Origin of the sequence: Vibrio sp. OPT18 (assembly GCF_015163615.1) — a bacterium.
GTDB lineage: Bacteria > Pseudomonadota > Gammaproteobacteria > Enterobacterales > Vibrionaceae > Vibrio > Vibrio coralliirubri.
In genome coordinates, this window is record NZ_JADDYK010000087.1 from 59,623 (window position 1) to 77,785 (window position 18,163).

Here is an 18,163-nt window from a genome sequence, read left to right on the forward strand (position 1 = left end):
ATTCCCTAATGCTTTTTCTTGGTTTGCTTGCTCTCTGAGTTCGTTACGCTGAGCTTTGTTCGCGGCCATTGCTAACTGAAAGGCTTCGATAGCTTGTGCTGATTCGATTTTTAACCCTTCAAGCTCGGCCAATAATGCGTCCAGGTTGTGCGACTGTTGCAGCTTTTCAATGTCGTCCGCGAGTTGCAACTGGCGAGCAAGGTTCGCACTGTTCTGAGATTGAAACTGTTCTGAATCGAAGGCTGGTGGAACAAAGTGAATGTTGTTTAATTGAGAGACCAAAGCCGGATCTAACTGCAAGCCTGAAAACGCAGAAAGGTAGCCTAACTCTTGTGTTGTTGGATTCTGCACAAGAAGCACAGCGTAGAGATTACCTTGCGAGGTTTCATTCACACCACAGTCGATAAGTGACTGTTGAAGCTGCAACATAGCGAGTTCACACACAGGGTGCGGCGTATAGTAATACGGGAACGTAAAGCGAGTTGGTAGCGCTAAATCGACATTCGTGTTTGCTAGGTGCAGAGGTGTGTATTGAGCGAGGTTTGCTGGCATTAAGATCAAACTCTATGGCTGTTCAGTTAGAGTTCGGTATTGTTGTCGAAATGAAGACAAATGAGAAGCCAAAGCAGAAGATAAATCGGCTTTGGCTTCATTTAGATTGTTATGTTCATACTATGGAAGCATTGAATGGAACAAATCTTGATTAGTTCGAGTGCTCTAGCTCCACTTGCTCAGCTTTTTGGTAAGCAGGGTGGCTTGTTAAAAGTTCACCGTATTTAGCAATGTTTGGGTAGAGCGCAGTTGCACCAAAGTTACCCACGATTTCTACGATGAACGACATCATAAAATCTGCACCTGTTAGTGTGTTTGCAACCAAGTAGGTTTTACCTTCAAGTGCATTATTCACGTAAGTTAAGATCTTTTGGTTTTCATCGTCTGCATAACCGCCTAGGAAGTTAGTTTCACAGCCGTCTTTCATCACAAAGATCTTAAGCAACATTGGCAAAATACCTGAGCTCTCAGCGAAGTGAAGCCACTGCGAATATTCCACGTAGTCTGCGGTGCCGCGTGTAGGTGCGAACTTACCCTGACCGTATTTGTCGATTAGGTATTCCGTGATAGCACCAGATTCAGTGATCACGACGCCATCGTCTTCAATGACAGGAGATTTACCCAATGGGTGAATGGATTTGAGTTCTGGTGGTGCAAGAAAAGTGACACTGTCTCGTTGGTAGGGTTTGATTTGGTAATCTACCCCAAGCTCTTCCAATAGCCAGATGATGCGCTTTGAGCGCGACTTATTCAGGTGATGCAAAGTAATCATGATTCTACCTAGTTAACGGGTTCAGTTTATTGAATTTATTTAGCTTCGTTCGTTTTGATAACAAGCTTACCGAAGTTCTGACCTTCCAATAGGCCCATGAATGCTTGTGGCGCATTCTCTAGACCTTCAACCAGGTGCTCACGATAGTGCATCTTGCCTTGAGATAGCCATTCTGTCATTTGAACAGCAAACTCGTTGTAGCGGTGTGCGTAGTCATCAAAGATGATGAAACCTTGCATCTTAATTCGTTTAACCAACAGCATACCCATCAGGCTAGACATACGATCTGGTCCTTCAGGCAGTGAAGTCGCATTGTATTGAGAGATAAGGCCACACACAGGAATACGAGCACCTGTGTTAAGCAGAGGCATTACTGCATCGAATACCTTGCCGCCAACGTTTTCAAAGTAAACGTCGATGCCGTTGTCACACGCTTTAGCCAATTGCTCCGCGAAGTCGTCAGCTTTGTGGTCGATACATTCATCAAAGCCAAGAACCTCTTTCGCGTACTGACACTTCTCTTGACCGCCTGCAACGCCGATAACACGACAGCCTTTTAGTTTGCCGATTTGTCCAACGGTTGCGCCTACAGCCCCTGTTGCTGCTGCAACGACTAGCGTGTCGCCTTGTTTAGGTTGGCCGATATCAAGCAAGCCCATGTAAGCGGTAAAACCAGGCATACCCATGATGCCAAGCGCGTAAGAAGGGTGCGTTGGTTCTTTGCCGAGTTTGATTAGGCCTTCACCGTTAGACACACCAAGATCTTGCCAACCTGTGTAAGCCAGTACCCATTCGCCAACTTCGTAATCAGCGTGGTTTGATTCTTCAACCTGACATACGGTTGCGCCAACCATTACTTCATCAATCGCAACGGGATCTGCGTAGGATTTAGCATCGCTCATACGACCACGCATGTAGGGGTCTAGAGAAAGGTAAACTGAGCGAAGTAACATCTCGCCGTCTTTGATACTTGGCGCAGCTACTGTCTCTAAACGGAAGTTGTCTTGAGTTGGTGCGCCTACTGGGCGAGAAGCCAATACGATGCGGCGATTGTCTTGTTGAGTCATTGGATATCCTTAATCTATGTTTTATATATTTAGAATTAGACCAGTCGTCTAGTCTTGTTGTCTAAAAATCCCGCCGTCATCAAGTTGATAAGAGGGCGGGTGATTTCTTTTAAGTCAAAGCCTATAAAGCGCGCTGCGCGTTATTAGCTTTCACCTTTTAAAATTCGTTCGGTAAGGCTCAAAGCCGACTGTAAGCTATGTGAACTTTGGCTCAGCTTGCTCAATAAGCTCGCGCCTAACCACATTGAGTATAGGTTCTGAGCTGCTTCTTGGCTGTCTTCAACCTTTATAGATCCATCTTCGATACCGCCGACAATGCACTGCTCGATGGTATTCGTCACTTTCTCAGCACCCTTTAGTAGCGCTTGGCGCATAGGATCAGAAAGATCAGAAACTTCCGCGCTGAGTTTAACGACCAAGCATTTATGAGCATTACAGGTACCGTTTTCGGTCTTCGCCCATAGCGAGAAATAGCTCAAGATTCGCTGATAATGATTACCTTCACCGTGTACTAAAATTGCTTCAATCTTAGTGATGTAGTTTTCAAAATAGTGTTGAATCAACGCCTCGCCAAATTGCTCTTTAGATCTAAAGTAGTGGTAAAACGATCCTTTCGGCACGTCCGCTTCTTTAAGCAATTGCGATAAGCCAACGCCGTTAAAGCCGTTGTTTACTATTAGTTGGTAGCCCACATCTAAAACATGTAGGCGTGTGTCATTCGTTTTTTCGTTCATGGGCGGTACTATAAGTTAAATTAGACCAGTCGTCTAGTGGTCGAGTTTTGAGGGTATATTTGGTCGTTGTTACAGTAGCTAGGTAGTTAAGTAGCCAAATAGCCAAAGTGGCTTCAAATGTTCAGATATAAAAAAGCCCCAACATAGCGCGTATGTTGGGGCTTAAATCAGTTACTTCGATTATTTGATAGAGATGAGTTCTACATCAAAAATCAGAGTCGATGATGGTGGGATAGGGCCAGAACCGCCTTTACCGTAAGCTAGAGTGCTTGGAATAAATAGACGAACTTTTTGGCCTTCAACCATGTAAGTCAAACCTTCTTGCCAGCCTTTGATTACTTGCTTAAGAGCAAATGAGATTGGCTCGCCGCGCTCAACAGAGCTATCGAAAACAGTGCCGTCGATCAGCGTACCGTGGTAGTGAACCGTTACTTTGCTGTTCTTAGTTGGGTGCTCTGTGCCTGTGCCTTCCTCAAGAACAAGGTATTGAAGACCGCTTTCAGTCGTAATCACGCCTTCTTTAGTGCCGTTTTCAATTAGAAATTGTTGGCCTTGTTCGAAGTTTTCTCCGCCAGACTTATGATTCGTCCAAGTACGGTAAATCATGAAACCCGCCAAAAGAAAGACAATGACCGGGATGACAAATTTAGACATAGTAAAACCTATTTATATTGAGTGCTGAATTTCGTAGTTAATACAAAATGTGTTAATCAGTTGACTAAAGCCGTGATTATGGTTGAGTCAAAAGGTAGTTGATCGTTTTTGCAATGCCAGCAACGTCTTGGTGACCTGCTGTTAGTACTTGGTATTTACCGTTGATGATAAAGGTTGGTACTGAGTTGATCTGACCTTTTACTGAGATCTCTTCTGCTTTCTTAACGTAGTCAAAAAGAGCGACTTGCTGTTCTTTGTTCAGCTGGTATGGGCTAACCAAACCACGAGAAGTAAACGCTGTCTCTAGTGCTTGTTGGCGTTGCTCAGGTGTTGCATCTGCACCCATTTGAACGGCACCAAATAGGTCGTCCATGAATGCGTGGTCAGGCGTCGCATCAAGCTGCATCACTGCTGTGTAGTAGATCATTGCGCTGATTTGAGCGCTTTCGTTGAACGTCACGTGCATCTTGCCAATAGTTTGGTCTGTTAAAGATTCAATCTCTGGAATGGCACTTTCCATTTGACGGCAGTGACCACAGTTAAGAGAGAAGATTTCAGTGATCGGAGACAAGTTAAATTCTGTTAGAGCAGTTGGAAGCGCTTCGTATTGAACGCCTTTTTGTGGCTCGTCTGTTTCACTACAACCGGCGATAATAAGTACGGCAGCAAGTGCTGTGATGAATTTAGTAAATGGTTTAAACATAATGTTTGCTCTAGCGTTGAGAAGTCGTGAGATTCTAACTATTTAGTACGAATTGGAAAACAATTATAAGGTAAATAAATGCAAACAGTTCGAACTAGCGGCTGAAGACAGGCTAGTAGACGGTTAACTGTGATCAACAGCACTTTTTTGGGTTCTGCTTTCTTTTCGTCTAAAGTTTTTCCCTCGGTGCCGATATAGACATTAGTGAATGGTTTATCTGCATGAGTGGTTGGTGAAGTAATGAGATATTTAGCGATAATGTTAAGCATAGCTTTGGCGGGGTGTGAAGCCACATCACCAACTGACTTACTTGGCGGTGACATGCTAGAAACTGCACCGCAAACCGATTACGACTTGATGCATCCTGAATGGGGTGTGGTTCAAACGACTCATGTAGCAAGCAATCGTGGGTACTCGATTCAGAGCAGTACTCATCAACAAAGAACCATAACGACCAACTACGGACGTGGCGTTTCGACTAACGATCCACTGGAAGTCTTTTTAAGACAAAACCGTATCGATTTTGAAGTGTTGCCGGGTAACCATGTGATGGTAAAGCTTGAGCAGCACGTGAACTTTAAAACAGGTTCAGCATTCCCCGAGCCAGCTTATAATCAATGGCTAGATACGCTAGGCAGCTACCTTGCTCAACGCCAAGATATTGATGTGGTGATTGAAGGGCACACCGATAATACGGGCACAGATCGAATCAATGATCCGCTTTCAGAGCAGCGAGCAAAAGAAGTGAAGGCTCGATTAGAGAGTAACTATGTGTCGAGTCGTTCTATTTATACTCGTGGATTTGGCGAATACGTACCAGCTTGCACCAACGCTTCTGCCCAAGGCAAGGCGTGTAACCGCCGTGTTGAATTGATGCTGATTGTAGCGAAGTAGTGGTTTGAACTTTCGCTCCCAATTTGAAGCGATTAACGCCAAATAACAGACATAAAAAATCCCTCACATTAGAGGGATTTTTTGTATCTAGATTTTGTCGCTTTATTGCTTATGCAAACTGCTTTTCTAAGTAAGTTACGATATCTGAAGATTCGTACATCCACTCAGTTTTGCCGTCTTTTTCGATACGTAGACAAGGCACTTTCACACGACCGCCGCCAGCTTCAAGTTCAGCACGGTGTTGTTCGTTGTTTTTTGCATCACGAAGTTCAAATTGAACCGACTGACGTTTCATCGCGCGGCGCACTTTCACACAAAATGGGCACGCTTCGAATTGGTATAACGTGTGCGTTTTTGCCTGCTCATTCACTTTGCTTTGTTCTTCTTGAGAACGCTTCACACCATGTGGGCTGAAAACAAAATTCAATAACAAGATGACACGACCTAAGAACCAACGGATAAACTTCATAACTCTCTCTACATATTTAAAATTAGCGTTACAATTTGCAGCATTATATACACAAGTTTTGTCAGATGCTCGCAACAAACCGCTAATATCTATTTTGTCCGTTCGATCGTGTGAGACTTAGCCACATTTAGCCCTAAACGCTTAGACAGTCGAGTTAGGTTTGCTCGGTCTGTTTTCAGAACTCGTCCTGCCTGTGCCCAGTTAAAGTTGGCATCTTCCAACACCTCAGTAATGATACTGCGTTGAAAATCGTCCGTTGCACCACGCAGCCCTGCAGAAAGGTCGATCGTTGGTGTCGATAACGGTGTGTTTTTCACCTGTGTCGTCGCAATAGGCTGATCTTGGTCTAGAGGCCCACAATCTTCCTTGGTGATTGTCACCAAGTTTTTATTGGTGCTACGCGCTAACGCTTTCAATGCGGAACGACTGATCACGTGCTCAAGTTCACGTACATTACCTGGCCAACCATAACGGTTTAGGAAAGAAAGAACGTCAGAGCGGAACTTAACTTGGTTGATACCAAGCTTACGACGCGCTTGTTCTAAGAAGAAACCTGCTAATAGGCTGATGTCGTCACCACGATCTTTCAGTGCTGGCACCGCGATAGGGTACACACTCAATCGGTGGTACAAATCGGCTCTGAATCGACCGTCTTCAACTTCTTGTTTTAGATCTCGGTTTGTCGCTGCCAATACTCGCACATCAATGGTTTGAATATTGTCTTGACCAACAGGTTGGATTTCGTTGTTTTGCAGCGCACGTAGGAGCTTACTTTGCGCAGCCAAAGGCAACTCACCAATCTCATCAAGGAACAGTGTGCCACCATCGGCTAAAGCAAACTTACCTAAGCGGTTTTTGTCTGCGCCCGTGAACGCGCCACGAACGTGACCAAACAGTTCACTCTCTACTAAGTTTTCAGGAATTGCAGCACAGTTTACGTAGACGAGTGGGTTACGTTTACGTTGAGATTGGTGGTGTAGGGTGCGAGCCACAAGCTCTTTACCAACCCCGGTGTCACCATGAATCAAGATATTAAACTCAGACGGCGCTACAACAGCGATGTCGTTCTTAAGCGCGACCATGGTGTCACTGTTACCAATCAACTCACCGCCGTCACGTTCCCACGCTTCTACGTTCAGTTCTTCGAGTAATTGCTTTGACTGCTTTGCTTGATGTTCAAGTTGCGAAAAGGTCAGTGCCATCTGCATGGTTGAGGCTGCAATAGCCGCCAGCACTTCAAGGTTACGCGCCGGAATATTCGCGAAGACATCAGGTTTCAAGCTGTCTAGAGTCAGAATGCCTAATAACTTGTCGCCAAATAGCAAAGGCAAGCCCATACAAGCATGCATTGGTAAATCGCCATCATGGTCAATAAGCAAACCATCGAAAGGATCGGGTAGGGAGCTGTCAGCATCGAAACGAACAGGAGAGCGAGACGCGCAGATCTCTTCAAATCGTGGATGTTCTGAAATGATAAAGCGACGACCGAATGTATCTCGGCTGAGCCCTTGCATTGCGATAGGTACTAGCGTGTCGCCTTGAAGACTTAAAAGCGCGACACAATCACACGTTATGGTTTTGCGAATGGCATCGATCAGGCGATTGAAACGATCTTGATCGTTGACACCACTTGCGAGGCCAATGGTCATTTCCATGAGGGTAGATGCGGAGATATCTTGCATAAAAAACTCTAACTGTGTGTGTTTATAAACATAATAGAGTCTTATTGACTTAAAAAAAAGGTCTTTTTGACATTTTTATAAGATGAGTTTTGAGAAGAAAACCAGTAATGACGGGGATTGATAAAGTTGGCACTGATTGTGCTAAAGATACAGCGAAGCCTAATTATAGCGCTGATTAAGCAGACTATTCTTGATCTCAATCAATCAGCTGGCATTAATCGGGTTTCGCGATTTTTTGAAATGAAAACGAGTCAAAATAACTCAGTTTCTAAAAATAACTAAGGTTTCAGAAAATCGATAAGTCATTCTTAATTTTTAGTAGTCAAAATGACATATAGGTCATAAGGCTCAGTGTTCGGAGTAAATTCATGCTTAACAATGCACATATCGAAATCATCAAATCTACTATCCCTCTACTTGAGAGCGCAGGCCCAGCTTTAACTCAGCATTTTTATCAACGCATGTTCACGCATAACCCTGAGTTGAAAGATATCTTCAATATGACTCACCAAAGAACAGGTCGCCAAGGCGTAGCACTGTTTGAAGCTATCGCGGCATATGCAAAGAACATTGAAAATCTAGCAGCGTTAACAACAGCCGTTGAACGTATTGCTCAGAAACACACAAGCTTTAACATTCAACCAGAGCACTACCAAATTGTTGGTTTACACCTGATTGAAACATTACGTGAACTAGCTGCTGACGCGTTTACTCCCGAAGTGGAAGAAGCATGGACAGCCGCTTACCTATTCTTGGCGCAAGTATTCATCGATCGTGAAGCTGAACTTTACCTACAGCGTAAGCAAGCTGTTGGTGGTTGGGAAGCAGCGCGTACGTTTGTGATTGCAGACAAAATCGAAGAGTCAGCGCTAGTAACAAGCTTCATCTTACAGCCAAAAGACGGCGGTGAAGTTCTTGATTACACTCCAGGTCAATACATCGGTATCGAAGTGAAGCCGGAAGGCTCTCAATACAGCGAGATTCGTCAATACTCACTGTCTGATAAGCCAAACGGCAAGCAATACCGTATTTCTGTTAAACGTGAAGGACAAGGCCAAGAGACACAAGGCGTTGTATCTAACCACCTACACGATACGGTTGCTGTTGGTGATGAAGTTAGCCTATACGCACCAGCAGGTGACTTCATGTATCAAGAGCGCAGCAAGCCAGTAACGCTTATCTCTGCAGGTGTTGGTGTCACGCCAATGCAGTCTATGCTTGAGTTCCTAAACACGGAAGATAAAAACGAGCCAGTACTTTACCTTCACGCTTGTGAGAACGTAGGCCAACACTCTTTCACGACTCGTGTTAAAGATATTGTTGCCGACAAAGGTTGGGAAGCGAAAACGTGGTACATGAACAAAGATGAATCTGCATGTGAAAACACGCATCAAGGCCAAATGGATCTAGCGTCTATCTCTGATACTAAAGGCTTTGAAGAGAGCGATTTCTACATCTGTGGTCCTGTTGGTTTCATGAAGAACATCGTAGAGCAGCTAGATGCATTGAAAGTTGACCGTTCACGCGTTCACTACGAAGTATTCGGCCCTCACGCTAACTTCTAATAGCTATCGGCATTTCTAGTAACACTCGCCTGATCTATTAAAAACCTTGCCTATTCAAAGGTCTCACATTGTGAGGCCTTTTTGGGTTTGGTTGGTTTTGTCTGACATCATCGACTACTGCAGAACACGATGGTTCAGCTAAGATCTTTTCTCTTCTATCTAAGAACGTTTCACCTTCTTAGACATGTAGTCGGAATCAAAAAATTCAGGCCAGTACATTTTCACGTAACCACCTGCGACCCAAATTACTAGGATGGTGGCGATGGTTAGCTCAAAGAATCCGAACTTGTGCAGCCAGTACCATTGTGGGTATTCCGTGCCGAAAAATGCGGTTAGACGATGCATGGCAATAGCGCTGATCACAGATGGGAAGGTGACGGCAGCAATTGAAGGTTGGAATTTCAAACGCATTAGGCGGATGTAACACAAGTAAATCAATAGTGTCATAGTGATGGCGATGCCAGCCAATGCACCTGTTAGAATTGGGTCTGGGTTGTCGAAGTTAACCAAGTAAGCGGCTAAAGATAAGTTAACCGGAGCCGCCATGATTGCGAGTGTTGGTCTTGCTCGGCGAGGAAGATTGCCTTCGAACACCAAGCGGTACAACACCACTGGCAACATAAGGAAATAGATACCAATACAAGTGACCGCAAGTGTTTCTGAAAATACGGTGTGCCCGAACTGTGTGCCAGCTAAGGAACTGCTGATCAAACCGACCGGATACAGAAACCAACTCGGTACAATGTTCGACATTTTGAAGTTGATGATCTGAAAACTAAAGAACAACACCATCATGGTAAAGTGCAGCAATAGCGCGCAGAACCATACTGGGTAGGCGATAGCTGGCGATATCTCGGCTAAATAGTCGCACAGAATCAGTAAAGCCATGCTCATTGGTGCCATCAAGCTTCCGCTTAACGGGTGGCGAATATCATTAAGGAAGGTATTAAAGTTCGTTAAATAGCGCAGTAAAACAGGCAGCAATAATAGCGCGCCGAATGCAGCTAGGTAGGGACGAATTATCTCACCAATGCCCGGGATATATAACGCCCAAGCTTGACCTAACCCAATAACGCCAAGTGCTAAAGACGCCTGAGATGGCGGCACATTTTTTACTTGGGTTAATCTTCTCCAGTTCAACGACTTGCTCCGACTTAGTTAATTACAGAATATTGGACTATTTGCCTTAGTTAGAGTGTGTAGGTCTTCCATCAATAGATTTTGAGGGCACTCAACTAATTTTGAGTGGATGATACCAAGTTTAACGTTTGCTTTTTTGATTTTGATACGGAATCGGGAGATTAAGCACGTTGAATGTGTGCTTTTGTTTCATGAGTCATTTGTAATTAACGCACTTCCTCTTGTTGAGGGAGATCTTGTTGTCTTAGTTTCTCGTTTTTCAGCGTACGGTTAAGCAGTTGACTGTAAATTGGCTGCCCACCTAACATTTGAGCAATGATTACCGCGCCTAAGCAGGTGATGATTAACGGCAGGATCAGGTAGTAGTTATTGGTCATTTCAATAACCAACAGTATGCCTGTGATAGGTGCTCGAACAGTGGCGGCAAATAATGCTCCCATGCCAGCAATGGCAAACATACCCGGTTCAATATTCAGTTCGGGAAAGAATGCCGCTGCGATAAGCCCAAACGCATAACCAAAGAGTGTTCCTAGCGCAAGCATTGGTGCAAAGATACCGCCGGGCGCACCGGAGCCGAAACAAAGCAGGGTAGTGAGGACTCGGCCTAAGAATATCAACAACAACACATTGGCGCTGTAGCTGCCATTCGTGATGTTCGGGATGATACCAATACCACCACCAGTTAATTCAGGTATATAGAGCAGCAACAAGCCAAAGCAACCACCAAGTAGGGTACCTGTCATCAAGTAGCGTTTACGGTCATTCTTGTGGATCGCCACAAACAGATCTTGGGAAAGCGTAATCAGTTTATTGAAAATCACACCAAACAGGCCGAACAACACACCTAACAACAAGAACAACCAAAGTGCGTTGAGTTCAGGTGGCTGGTACTGAGGCATTGTGATAACGGCAGATTGGCCATTGATAGAACGAAATACAATGTTGGCCGAAACTGCTGAGATGATGACGGCTTTGATTGATATGAGTGAGTAGCGAAACTGTGGTCTCATCTCCTCAACCACAAACATGATGCCAGCTAGCGGTGCATTGAATGCGGCGGCTAAGCCACCAGCGGCACCTGAAGCCAACAGTGAATGGCGAGTGTCATCATCTTTGACTCGAAAGATATCTGTGACCATACGACCTATACTGCCGCCCATTTGAACGGTTGGCCCTTCGCGGCCTAAAACCATACCAGAGCCTAACGCGCCCATGCCGCCAAAGAATTTTACGGGTAATACTCTCCACCATCGAACAGGGCGCATGCCGTCCATTGCACCTTCGATTTCAGGGATACCTGAACCGGCAGCTTCTGGAGCAAAACGGTGAACGAGAAAATAGCCAATAAAGGCGAATGCAGCACTAATAAGGAAAGCGGCAAGCCACAGTGGTAGATGGCTACCGATTTCATCTTTTAGCCAATCGGTACGGGTTTCTGTGATGAAATGAACTGCCACTTCGAAATAGGTACCCACTACACCTGCAAGTAGACCCACAATACAAGAAAGAAAGAGAACTGAAGCTGGGGTCTTATCTCTTGAGAGAAATTGATTAATAGCATCCCTTGGCATTTTGGCTAATAAGGACTGCTTAATTTTCTCTCTTCTGGTCATAGAGATAAGTTTCCTGAATGAGTTAAGGCGGGGTTGCATTAAATTATACGCTTCCTCTGCATATCCTATAGCAACAAAGATGAAAAGTTGAATTTCATTTATGGAATGTACGTGTTACATAAATGGAATCTATGGCCAATAGTGGAATCACCGTCACAATTTTGATCGATTCTCTGGCGGCGGCTTGAATATCCCCAAAAATGAACCATAGTTAAATCGTAAAGCAACATAACGAACCGCAAGGAGAAGTGAGGTTTTACACACAATTTGGATGGATTCAGAAACAAAGTTTTAGTTCCTCGTTAAATGTTCAGGTCGATATTTAAGGCTTCCTGATTCGCGAACTCACGATTGAGTAACGAGGGTGAGGCGTACTGAGTAAGTACGCCTTTAGTTCGTCTGGAGCATCCCATTTCCTCATTCCGCTTCTACTACTTTATCTCTTCTGATTATTTTCGCACCAACCTCTATTAACGAATCTCAGTATAAACAAGCGATTGGGGTCAATTTCTCCGTGATTGTGTATATACTCCCTTAAAAAGGAGAACTGATATGACTAAAAAAGTTCCTACAAACATCATTACGGGTTTCTTGGGGGTTGGTAAAACGACAGCCATCTTGAACCTGCTAAAAAATAAACCTGAGAATGAAAACTGGGCTGTTCTGGTTAATGAGTTCGGGGAAATCGGTATTGACGGTGCATTGATGACAGATCAAGGTGCTTTGATTAAAGAAGTACCGGGTGGTTGCATGTGTTGTACTGCGGGCGTGCCTATGTCGGTAGGTATTAATGCCTTACTTCGCCAAAAACCAGACCGTTTATTGATTGAGCCGACAGGGCTTGGTCACCCTAAACAAGTGATTGCGACACTGACTTCCGATCAGTACACACCATATGTCGATTTAAAAGCGACGCTTGGTTTGGTTGACCCTCGAAATCTTTCTAATGAAAAGTACACCTCGAATCAGAATTTTAATGATCAATTAAACAGTGCAGATGTGATTCTTGGTACTAAGGTTGACCTTGTTCATTCTGAAGACATCGATGTGTTTAACGATTGGGTGACGGATCAAACGCCAGCAAAAGTCTTCCACAAGCTAATCCATGACGGTGAAGTGCCATTGGAAGTGTTAGACATTGAAAGAGTATACGGCAGTGCTTCCTCTCATATTGAAGCACATCATCACGATCACGCTGAACAAGAGCCTCAATTCCAACTTCCTCCCGGTGAAGCCTTCATCCGTAAAGAGAATAAAGGACAGGGCTATTTCAGTTGTGGTTGGTTGTTTGGCGCAGAGCATAAGTTCGACTTCGATGCGCTATTCTCTATGTTGTCGGATCTAACGGCCGAGCGTGTAAAAGCCGTCGTGAACACCGACCAAGGTTGCTACGCATTCAATGTGGCGAATCAAGTCGTGTCTGTGAACGAAATTACGCTTGATGGCTTTGAGTCTCGTCTTGAAGTGATCGACTCGCAGCTCATGCCATGGGGCGATCTCGAGCAGATTCTACTCAAGCTGTGTGGCATCAAATAGTCCTGTTTTTGCTGTTTGAACCAAGGATCTCGGTGTTTACTTCGTTTAAGGTGGGGTAAACACCAGATTAAATGAGAAAGTTTGCGTTATATCACGATAAATGTGAGATAAATCACTCTAATTACTTTATAGTGCTCGGCTGAAATAAGAATGTAGGCTGTCTGCTTAAGGAACCCGTAACAATGTCATTTTCCTCTCAAGGTTTTGCTCCTGAATTAGTCAAAGCGTTGACTGAGTGTGGTTATGAAAAACTCACTCCAATTCAACAAAAAGCGATTCCAATGGCTCGTAAAGGCCATGATATTTTTGCTACTGCTCAAACCGGTACGGGTAAAACAGCGGCATTTTCATTGCCTGTTATCCAACACCTTTTGAACAGCGGTAAAAAAGCGTCTAGAGGAACGGCTCGCGGCCTTATTCTTGCTCCAACTCGTGAGCTTGCTGCGCAGATCGCTCAAAACATTAAAGACTACGTTAAATACACGGATCTAAGCGTTTCTGCGGTTTACGGTGGTAACAAGATGTCTTCACAAGTTCGTCAACTAGAACTGGGTGTGGATATTTTGGTTGCAACACCTGGCCGTTTAGAAGAGCACTTAGAGGCGGGTAACGTGTCTATTGCTAACCTAGAATTCCTAGTATTTGATGAAGCTGACCGTATCCTTGATATGGGCTTTATCAATGCCGTTCGTAAGATCATGTTGGATGTAGAAACATCACCGCAAATCATGATGTTCTCTGCAACGACTTCTACTCAGTTAAACCAACTGTCTGTTGATATTCTGCGTAAACCAAAACGTATTAGTGTTGAGCGCGAAAACTCTACGGCTGCTACTGTTGGTCACGTGGTTTACCCAGTGGATCAAGAACGTAAAACTGAACTGCTGTCTGAGCTTATCGGCCGTAAAAACTGGCGCCAAGTGCTCGTGTTCGTGAACTACAAAGAAACAGCGAATGATGTGGTTAAAGAGCTTAAGCTTGACGGTATTAAAGCGGTACTTTGCCACGGTGATAAAGCGCAAAGCGCTCGTCGTCGTGCTTTGGATGATTTCAAAGAAGGCAGAGCTCGTGTGATGGTTGCAACCGACGTTGCGGCTCGTGGTCTTGATATCGAAGACTTACCACACGTAATTAACTACGACATGCCTTTCCTAGCGGAAGATTACGTTCACCGTATTGGCCGTACAGGTCGTGCTGGTAAACAAGGTCACGCAATCTCTTTCGTTAACCGCGAAGAAGAGCTGACTGTTGTTCAAGTTGAAAAACTGATTCAACAACGTATTCGCCGTGTTGAACAACCGGGTTACGAACCGAAGAAACGTGATGCTTACATCGAGAAGCTGAACACTAAATCGGCTTACAAAAACCGTCAGGGTCGTAAGAACAACGCGAACGAAGAGCCACAAGATCAAGCAAGCGCTGAACGTCGTTTGACTATGATGAAGCGAATTAAAAACCGTCGTAAGTAATTACGGTTGGTGATTGAAAAGAGCCACTGTTATGTGGCTCTTTTTGTTTGTATTGATCGCAATATTGTTTATTGTCATCACTGCTTCGTTTCAACCTCGCTTCATTTCAAGCCCGATCAAGAAACAAGAACTATTAAATAAAAATAAGTCGATAAGGTAATAATATGGATAGCGCGCTACTTTGGGCTTTTATTCCCACTTTTTTCTTCGTGTCAATCACGCCCGGTATGTGTATGACTTTGGCGTTGACGCTAGGAATGAGTGTTGGATACAAGCGGACATTATGGATGATGATCGGTGAACTGGCTGGTGTCGCTGTGGTTTCTATTGCTGCGGTATTGGGTATCGCTTCGATCATGTTGAACTACCCATGGCTATTTACGGGCTTTAAATTTGTTGGCGCAGGTTACCTGTTTTATTTAGGTGTTCAGATGTGGCGTTCGAGAGGCAAGCTGGCGATCAGTACTGACAACCAAACAACAAAAGTCAGCAATGATTGGGACTTGGTGGTTCAAGGTTTTGTCACAGCTATTGCTAATCCGAAAGGCTGGGCATTTATGATTTCTCTACTGCCTCCTTTTATTAACAGCAATAAAGACTTAGCACCGCAGTTGTTCATTCTCGTGTCGATTATTCTGGTTTCTGAGTTTGTTTGCATGACTTTATACGCGACCGGCGGAAAGAGCTTAAAGCATATGCTGGGCAAAGCCGATAACGTTAAGTTGATGAACCGTATTGCAGGTACGTTGATGATGGGCGTTGGTGTTTGGTTGTTCGTGAGTTAATTCTGGTTAGCCTACAACGAGCAGAGATCCCCGACTCAGTCGTTCCTCTTTCTCGAGGATGACGCGTACTTGGGATGATGACTACTTAGGATTACGGTGAGGTTTGAAGATTAGGATTCTTACTTAAACCGAAGAATGCATAGAATATAAAAAGAGCGATAGGGCATTTGGCCTTATCGCTCTTTTTGATTTTACTTAGCTAGCGAACAGAGACTAGATAACAGAAATGTTTCTGATCTTAGTCTGCGTTGTATATTTAAACCGCGATTTCACCGCCGTCTTCACGACGAATCACAACCGTAGATGCTCTTGGGCGAACGTTGCCCTGAGTCTGAGCCGTTGCATCTTCTGACGATGGCCAGTTTGCTGGGTGCTGAATGTTCACAAACAGTGATTTGAAATCTGGGCTAATAGTAAAGCCAGTTACTTCACAACCGTTTGGACCAACAAAGAAGCGTTTAAGCTGTGCTTGGTTGTTTGCATCAATCACCGCGCTGTTGCCGTTGTCATCCGTTAACTGAGATGGAACCACTGCCAGCATTTGGTCATTGGTGTAGCCAGTGACTTCGTCTGCGCCGTTATCTGTCTGAATCCACAAAATGCCACGAGCATCAAACGCTAAGCCGTCAGGGCTCGCGAATTGGTTCATGTCTGTTAGGCCAGATCGGTTAATAGACTTGTCTTCCACTGCTGGTGAGCCAAATACGAAGATATCCCAATCGAACTCGCCTGCTGTTTTGCCTTCATCCCAACGGATAACGTGACCGAACTTGTTGTCTACGCGAGGGTTCGCAGAGTTCGCTTCTTTACGCTTGTTGTTATTAGTCAGCGTTAGGTAAGCCGTACCTGTCATTGGGTCAACAGAGCACCATTCAGGGCGATCCATTGGCGTTGCACCAACAAGGTCGGCTGCTCCTGCGGTATTAATGATAAGCGCTGCTTGAGAGTCAAATGAATCACCTAGCTTGCCGCCGTTTGTGGTCTTGCTGCTCAACGTTAGTGGTAGCCATGTACCTGAACCATCATCATTGAACTTAGCCACATACAGCGTGCCTTTGTCCATGTACTTGTCACCCGCACTTAGACGATTGCTTGGATCTGCGTCTCGTGGGTCCCATTTCTCTTCAGAAACGAATTTGTACAGGTATTCAAAGCGAGAATCGTGACCAGAGTAGAATACGATTGGCTCGCCTTCGGTCAACTTACCAAACGTACAGCCTTCATGGCGGAAACAACCCAGTGCAGAACGTTTTTTAGCGCGAGAGTTTGCTGTGTATGGGTCGATTTCAACAATGTAGCCGTGACCATGTGCTTCGTTACGGTAATCGTCCATTGCTGACTCACCCGTTGGCGTCACATCAAAGCGTGCAAACTCGTCTAAGCGTTCTTGTTTGTTACCTGAAAGCGTGTCCCAACCGTAACGTGTTTTTTCGGTAGCGATACCAATACGTTCTTGCGCTGGTGTTGTCTCGCCTTTATTAACGAAATAACCCGGCCAGTTTTCTTCACACGTTAGGTAAGTGCCCCATGGCGTGTAGCCATTACCACAGTTGTTCAACGTGCCACGAGCTTGGCTGCCATCTTGTGAGAACTTGGTTTTGGTAAATTCACTGTGAGCAACCGGGCCAGACAGATCCATTACGGTCGCGCCCGTGTAGCGGCGGTTCAGTGGATCGTTATCGACCATCACCCATTGGTTGCCTTCAAGTTTCACACGAACCACACTGACGCCATGCGCGTTGATCTCTTTGCGAACTTCATCAAGGCTAGGGCGGTTGCCTTCATCGTATGTAGGACCATTAGCGTGCAGAGCTTTTTGGTCGATGTATTCGTGGTTGATCACCAATAAGCCGTCGTTGCTGTTGCCATTAATCGGGAAGAAGTGCATGCCGTCGTGGTGCATGCCCAGTGAGTTTGCTTGATCTTGTGCATTGTTGGTGCCGTCTTTTAACCAAGCCTTGCCTTGCTTGTTAAGTGGAGTACCCCAAGGAACCAATACTTGTGCTGTATAGCCTTTTGGTACAACGACACTGTCTGTCAATGAGCCTTTAACCGATTCGAATGCTAGTGTAGCAGTGCTTTTTTGCGGTGCGCTAGATGATGCTGTCGCTGCGTGCGCTGTGCTGTGGCCTGCTAAACCAAAAGCGCCAAATGCGGTCATTGCACTGATGCCCAAACCGCCTTTGAGAACATTTCTTCTTGAAAGGTTCGCATCTAAAACTTCTTCGAAGGGTTTGTTGTTACTCTTGTTAAAACGAGTGCTATCAAATGTTTCCTTGCTCATCTCGACTGCTTCCTATTGGCTGATTTTATTATTCGTTATTCATGACTAACCCAGTTACTAACTAATGAGTTAATAAGTTTGGTCAATGTGTGACTAATCGTGAAGCAGTTAAGTGACAGATTTTTATAGATTTGATTAAGATTTTGTTTCTGTAGCACGAATTTTGCCATTAACACTCTCGTGCAATACAAAACTCTTGGGGATTAGGGTAGAACTGTGTATAAATGCTTTATCAAACGAAAAG

The 18,163-nt window shown here is 44.7% G+C and carries 15 protein-coding genes and 1 pseudogene; 5 read left to right on the plus strand and 11 right to left on the minus strand.

The window, feature by feature from the left end; translation table 11 throughout:
- From IQQ51_RS27560 to IQQ51_RS22220, 6 genes and pseudogenes are all read right to left on the minus strand, one after another.
- A pseudogene (locus tag IQQ51_RS27560) lies at positions 1–552 on the minus strand (RluA family pseudouridine synthase); the annotation flags it as partial.
- 151 nt (positions 553–703) lie between these two features.
- Positions 704–1,324, minus strand: coding sequence for a glutathione S-transferase family protein (locus tag IQQ51_RS22200; protein WP_193842162.1), 621 nt, complete (start codon positions 1,322–1,324; stop codon positions 704–706).
- 35 nt (positions 1,325–1,359) lie between these two features.
- Positions 1,360–2,391, minus strand: coding sequence for an NADP-dependent oxidoreductase (locus IQQ51_RS22205; protein ID WP_193842163.1), 1,032 nt, complete (start codon positions 2,389–2,391; stop codon positions 1,360–1,362).
- A 143-nt stretch (positions 2,392–2,534) separates the two neighbouring features.
- A complete protein-coding gene (locus tag IQQ51_RS22210) occupies positions 2,535–3,125 on the minus strand; it encodes a TetR/AcrR family transcriptional regulator (protein WP_050634255.1) in 591 nt (196 codons plus the stop codon).
- Positions 3,126–3,305: 180 nt separating this feature from the next.
- Entirely contained in the window at positions 3,306–3,779 is a 474-nt protein-coding gene (locus tag IQQ51_RS22215) for an FKBP-type peptidyl-prolyl cis-trans isomerase (RefSeq protein WP_017062642.1), read from the minus strand.
- A gap of 76 nt (positions 3,780–3,855) precedes the next feature.
- Positions 3,856–4,482 (minus strand): thioredoxin domain-containing protein, encoded by a 627-nt coding sequence (locus IQQ51_RS22220; RefSeq protein ID WP_004731367.1) that lies wholly within the window; start codon positions 4,480–4,482, stop codon positions 3,856–3,858.
- Positions 4,483–4,740: 258 nt separating this feature from the next.
- On the opposite strand from IQQ51_RS22220, the gene IQQ51_RS22225 reads away from it, so the two are divergent.
- Positions 4,741–5,376, plus strand: coding sequence for an OmpA family protein (locus IQQ51_RS22225; RefSeq protein ID WP_017631828.1), 636 nt, complete (start codon positions 4,741–4,743; stop codon positions 5,374–5,376).
- Positions 5,377–5,485: 109 nt separating this feature from the next.
- Here IQQ51_RS22225 and IQQ51_RS22230 read toward each other — a convergent pair whose 3' ends face one another.
- Both IQQ51_RS22230 and norR read right to left on the minus strand, forming a co-directional pair.
- The gene (locus IQQ51_RS22230) at positions 5,486–5,845 is read right to left on the minus strand and encodes a glutaredoxin family protein (protein WP_193842164.1); all 360 of its coding nucleotides are present in this window, start codon (positions 5,843–5,845) and stop codon (positions 5,486–5,488) included.
- 89 nt (positions 5,846–5,934) lie between these two features.
- The gene (gene norR, locus IQQ51_RS22235) at positions 5,935–7,527 is read right to left on the minus strand and encodes a nitric oxide reductase transcriptional regulator NorR (protein WP_017072223.1); all 1,593 of its coding nucleotides are present in this window, start codon (positions 7,525–7,527) and stop codon (positions 5,935–5,937) included.
- 368 nt (positions 7,528–7,895) lie between these two features.
- Between norR and hmpA the strand changes: the two genes are divergently transcribed.
- A complete protein-coding gene (gene hmpA / locus IQQ51_RS22240) occupies positions 7,896–9,092 on the plus strand; it encodes an NO-inducible flavohemoprotein (protein WP_193842165.1) in 1,197 nt (398 codons plus the stop codon).
- A 159-nt stretch (positions 9,093–9,251) separates the two neighbouring features.
- On the opposite strand, the gene IQQ51_RS22245 is transcribed toward hmpA, so the two are convergent.
- Together IQQ51_RS22245 and clcA are read right to left on the minus strand one after the other, a co-directional pair.
- Positions 9,252–10,232, minus strand: a complete 981-nt coding sequence (locus tag IQQ51_RS22245) for a TDT family transporter (protein WP_193842166.1) — start codon at positions 10,230–10,232, stop codon at positions 9,252–9,254.
- Between the two features lie 206 nt (positions 10,233–10,438).
- Positions 10,439–11,845 (minus strand): H(+)/Cl(-) exchange transporter ClcA, encoded by a 1,407-nt coding sequence (clcA, locus tag IQQ51_RS22250; RefSeq protein ID WP_193842167.1) that lies wholly within the window; start codon positions 11,843–11,845, stop codon positions 10,439–10,441.
- Positions 11,846–12,397: 552 nt separating this feature from the next.
- Between clcA and IQQ51_RS22255 the strand changes: the two genes are divergently transcribed.
- From IQQ51_RS22255 to IQQ51_RS22265, 3 genes are all read left to right on the plus strand, one after another.
- Positions 12,398–13,381, plus strand: a complete 984-nt coding sequence (locus IQQ51_RS22255; protein ID WP_017069160.1) for a CobW family GTP-binding protein — start codon at positions 12,398–12,400, stop codon at positions 13,379–13,381.
- Between the two features lie 182 nt (positions 13,382–13,563).
- Positions 13,564–14,850 (plus strand): DEAD/DEAH box helicase, encoded by a 1,287-nt coding sequence (locus tag IQQ51_RS22260; RefSeq protein WP_019821956.1) that lies wholly within the window; start codon positions 13,564–13,566, stop codon positions 14,848–14,850.
- A gap of 164 nt (positions 14,851–15,014) precedes the next feature.
- Complete coding sequence (locus IQQ51_RS22265) at positions 15,015–15,635, plus strand: LysE family translocator (RefSeq protein WP_017064486.1); 621 nt, start codon at positions 15,015–15,017, stop codon at positions 15,633–15,635.
- A gap of 256 nt (positions 15,636–15,891) precedes the next feature.
- On the opposite strand, the gene IQQ51_RS22270 is transcribed toward IQQ51_RS22265, so the two are convergent.
- The gene (locus IQQ51_RS22270; protein ID WP_193842168.1) at positions 15,892–17,919 is read right to left on the minus strand and encodes a PhoX family protein; all 2,028 of its coding nucleotides are present in this window, start codon (positions 17,917–17,919) and stop codon (positions 15,892–15,894) included.
- Positions 17,920–18,163: the final 244 nt, after the last annotated feature.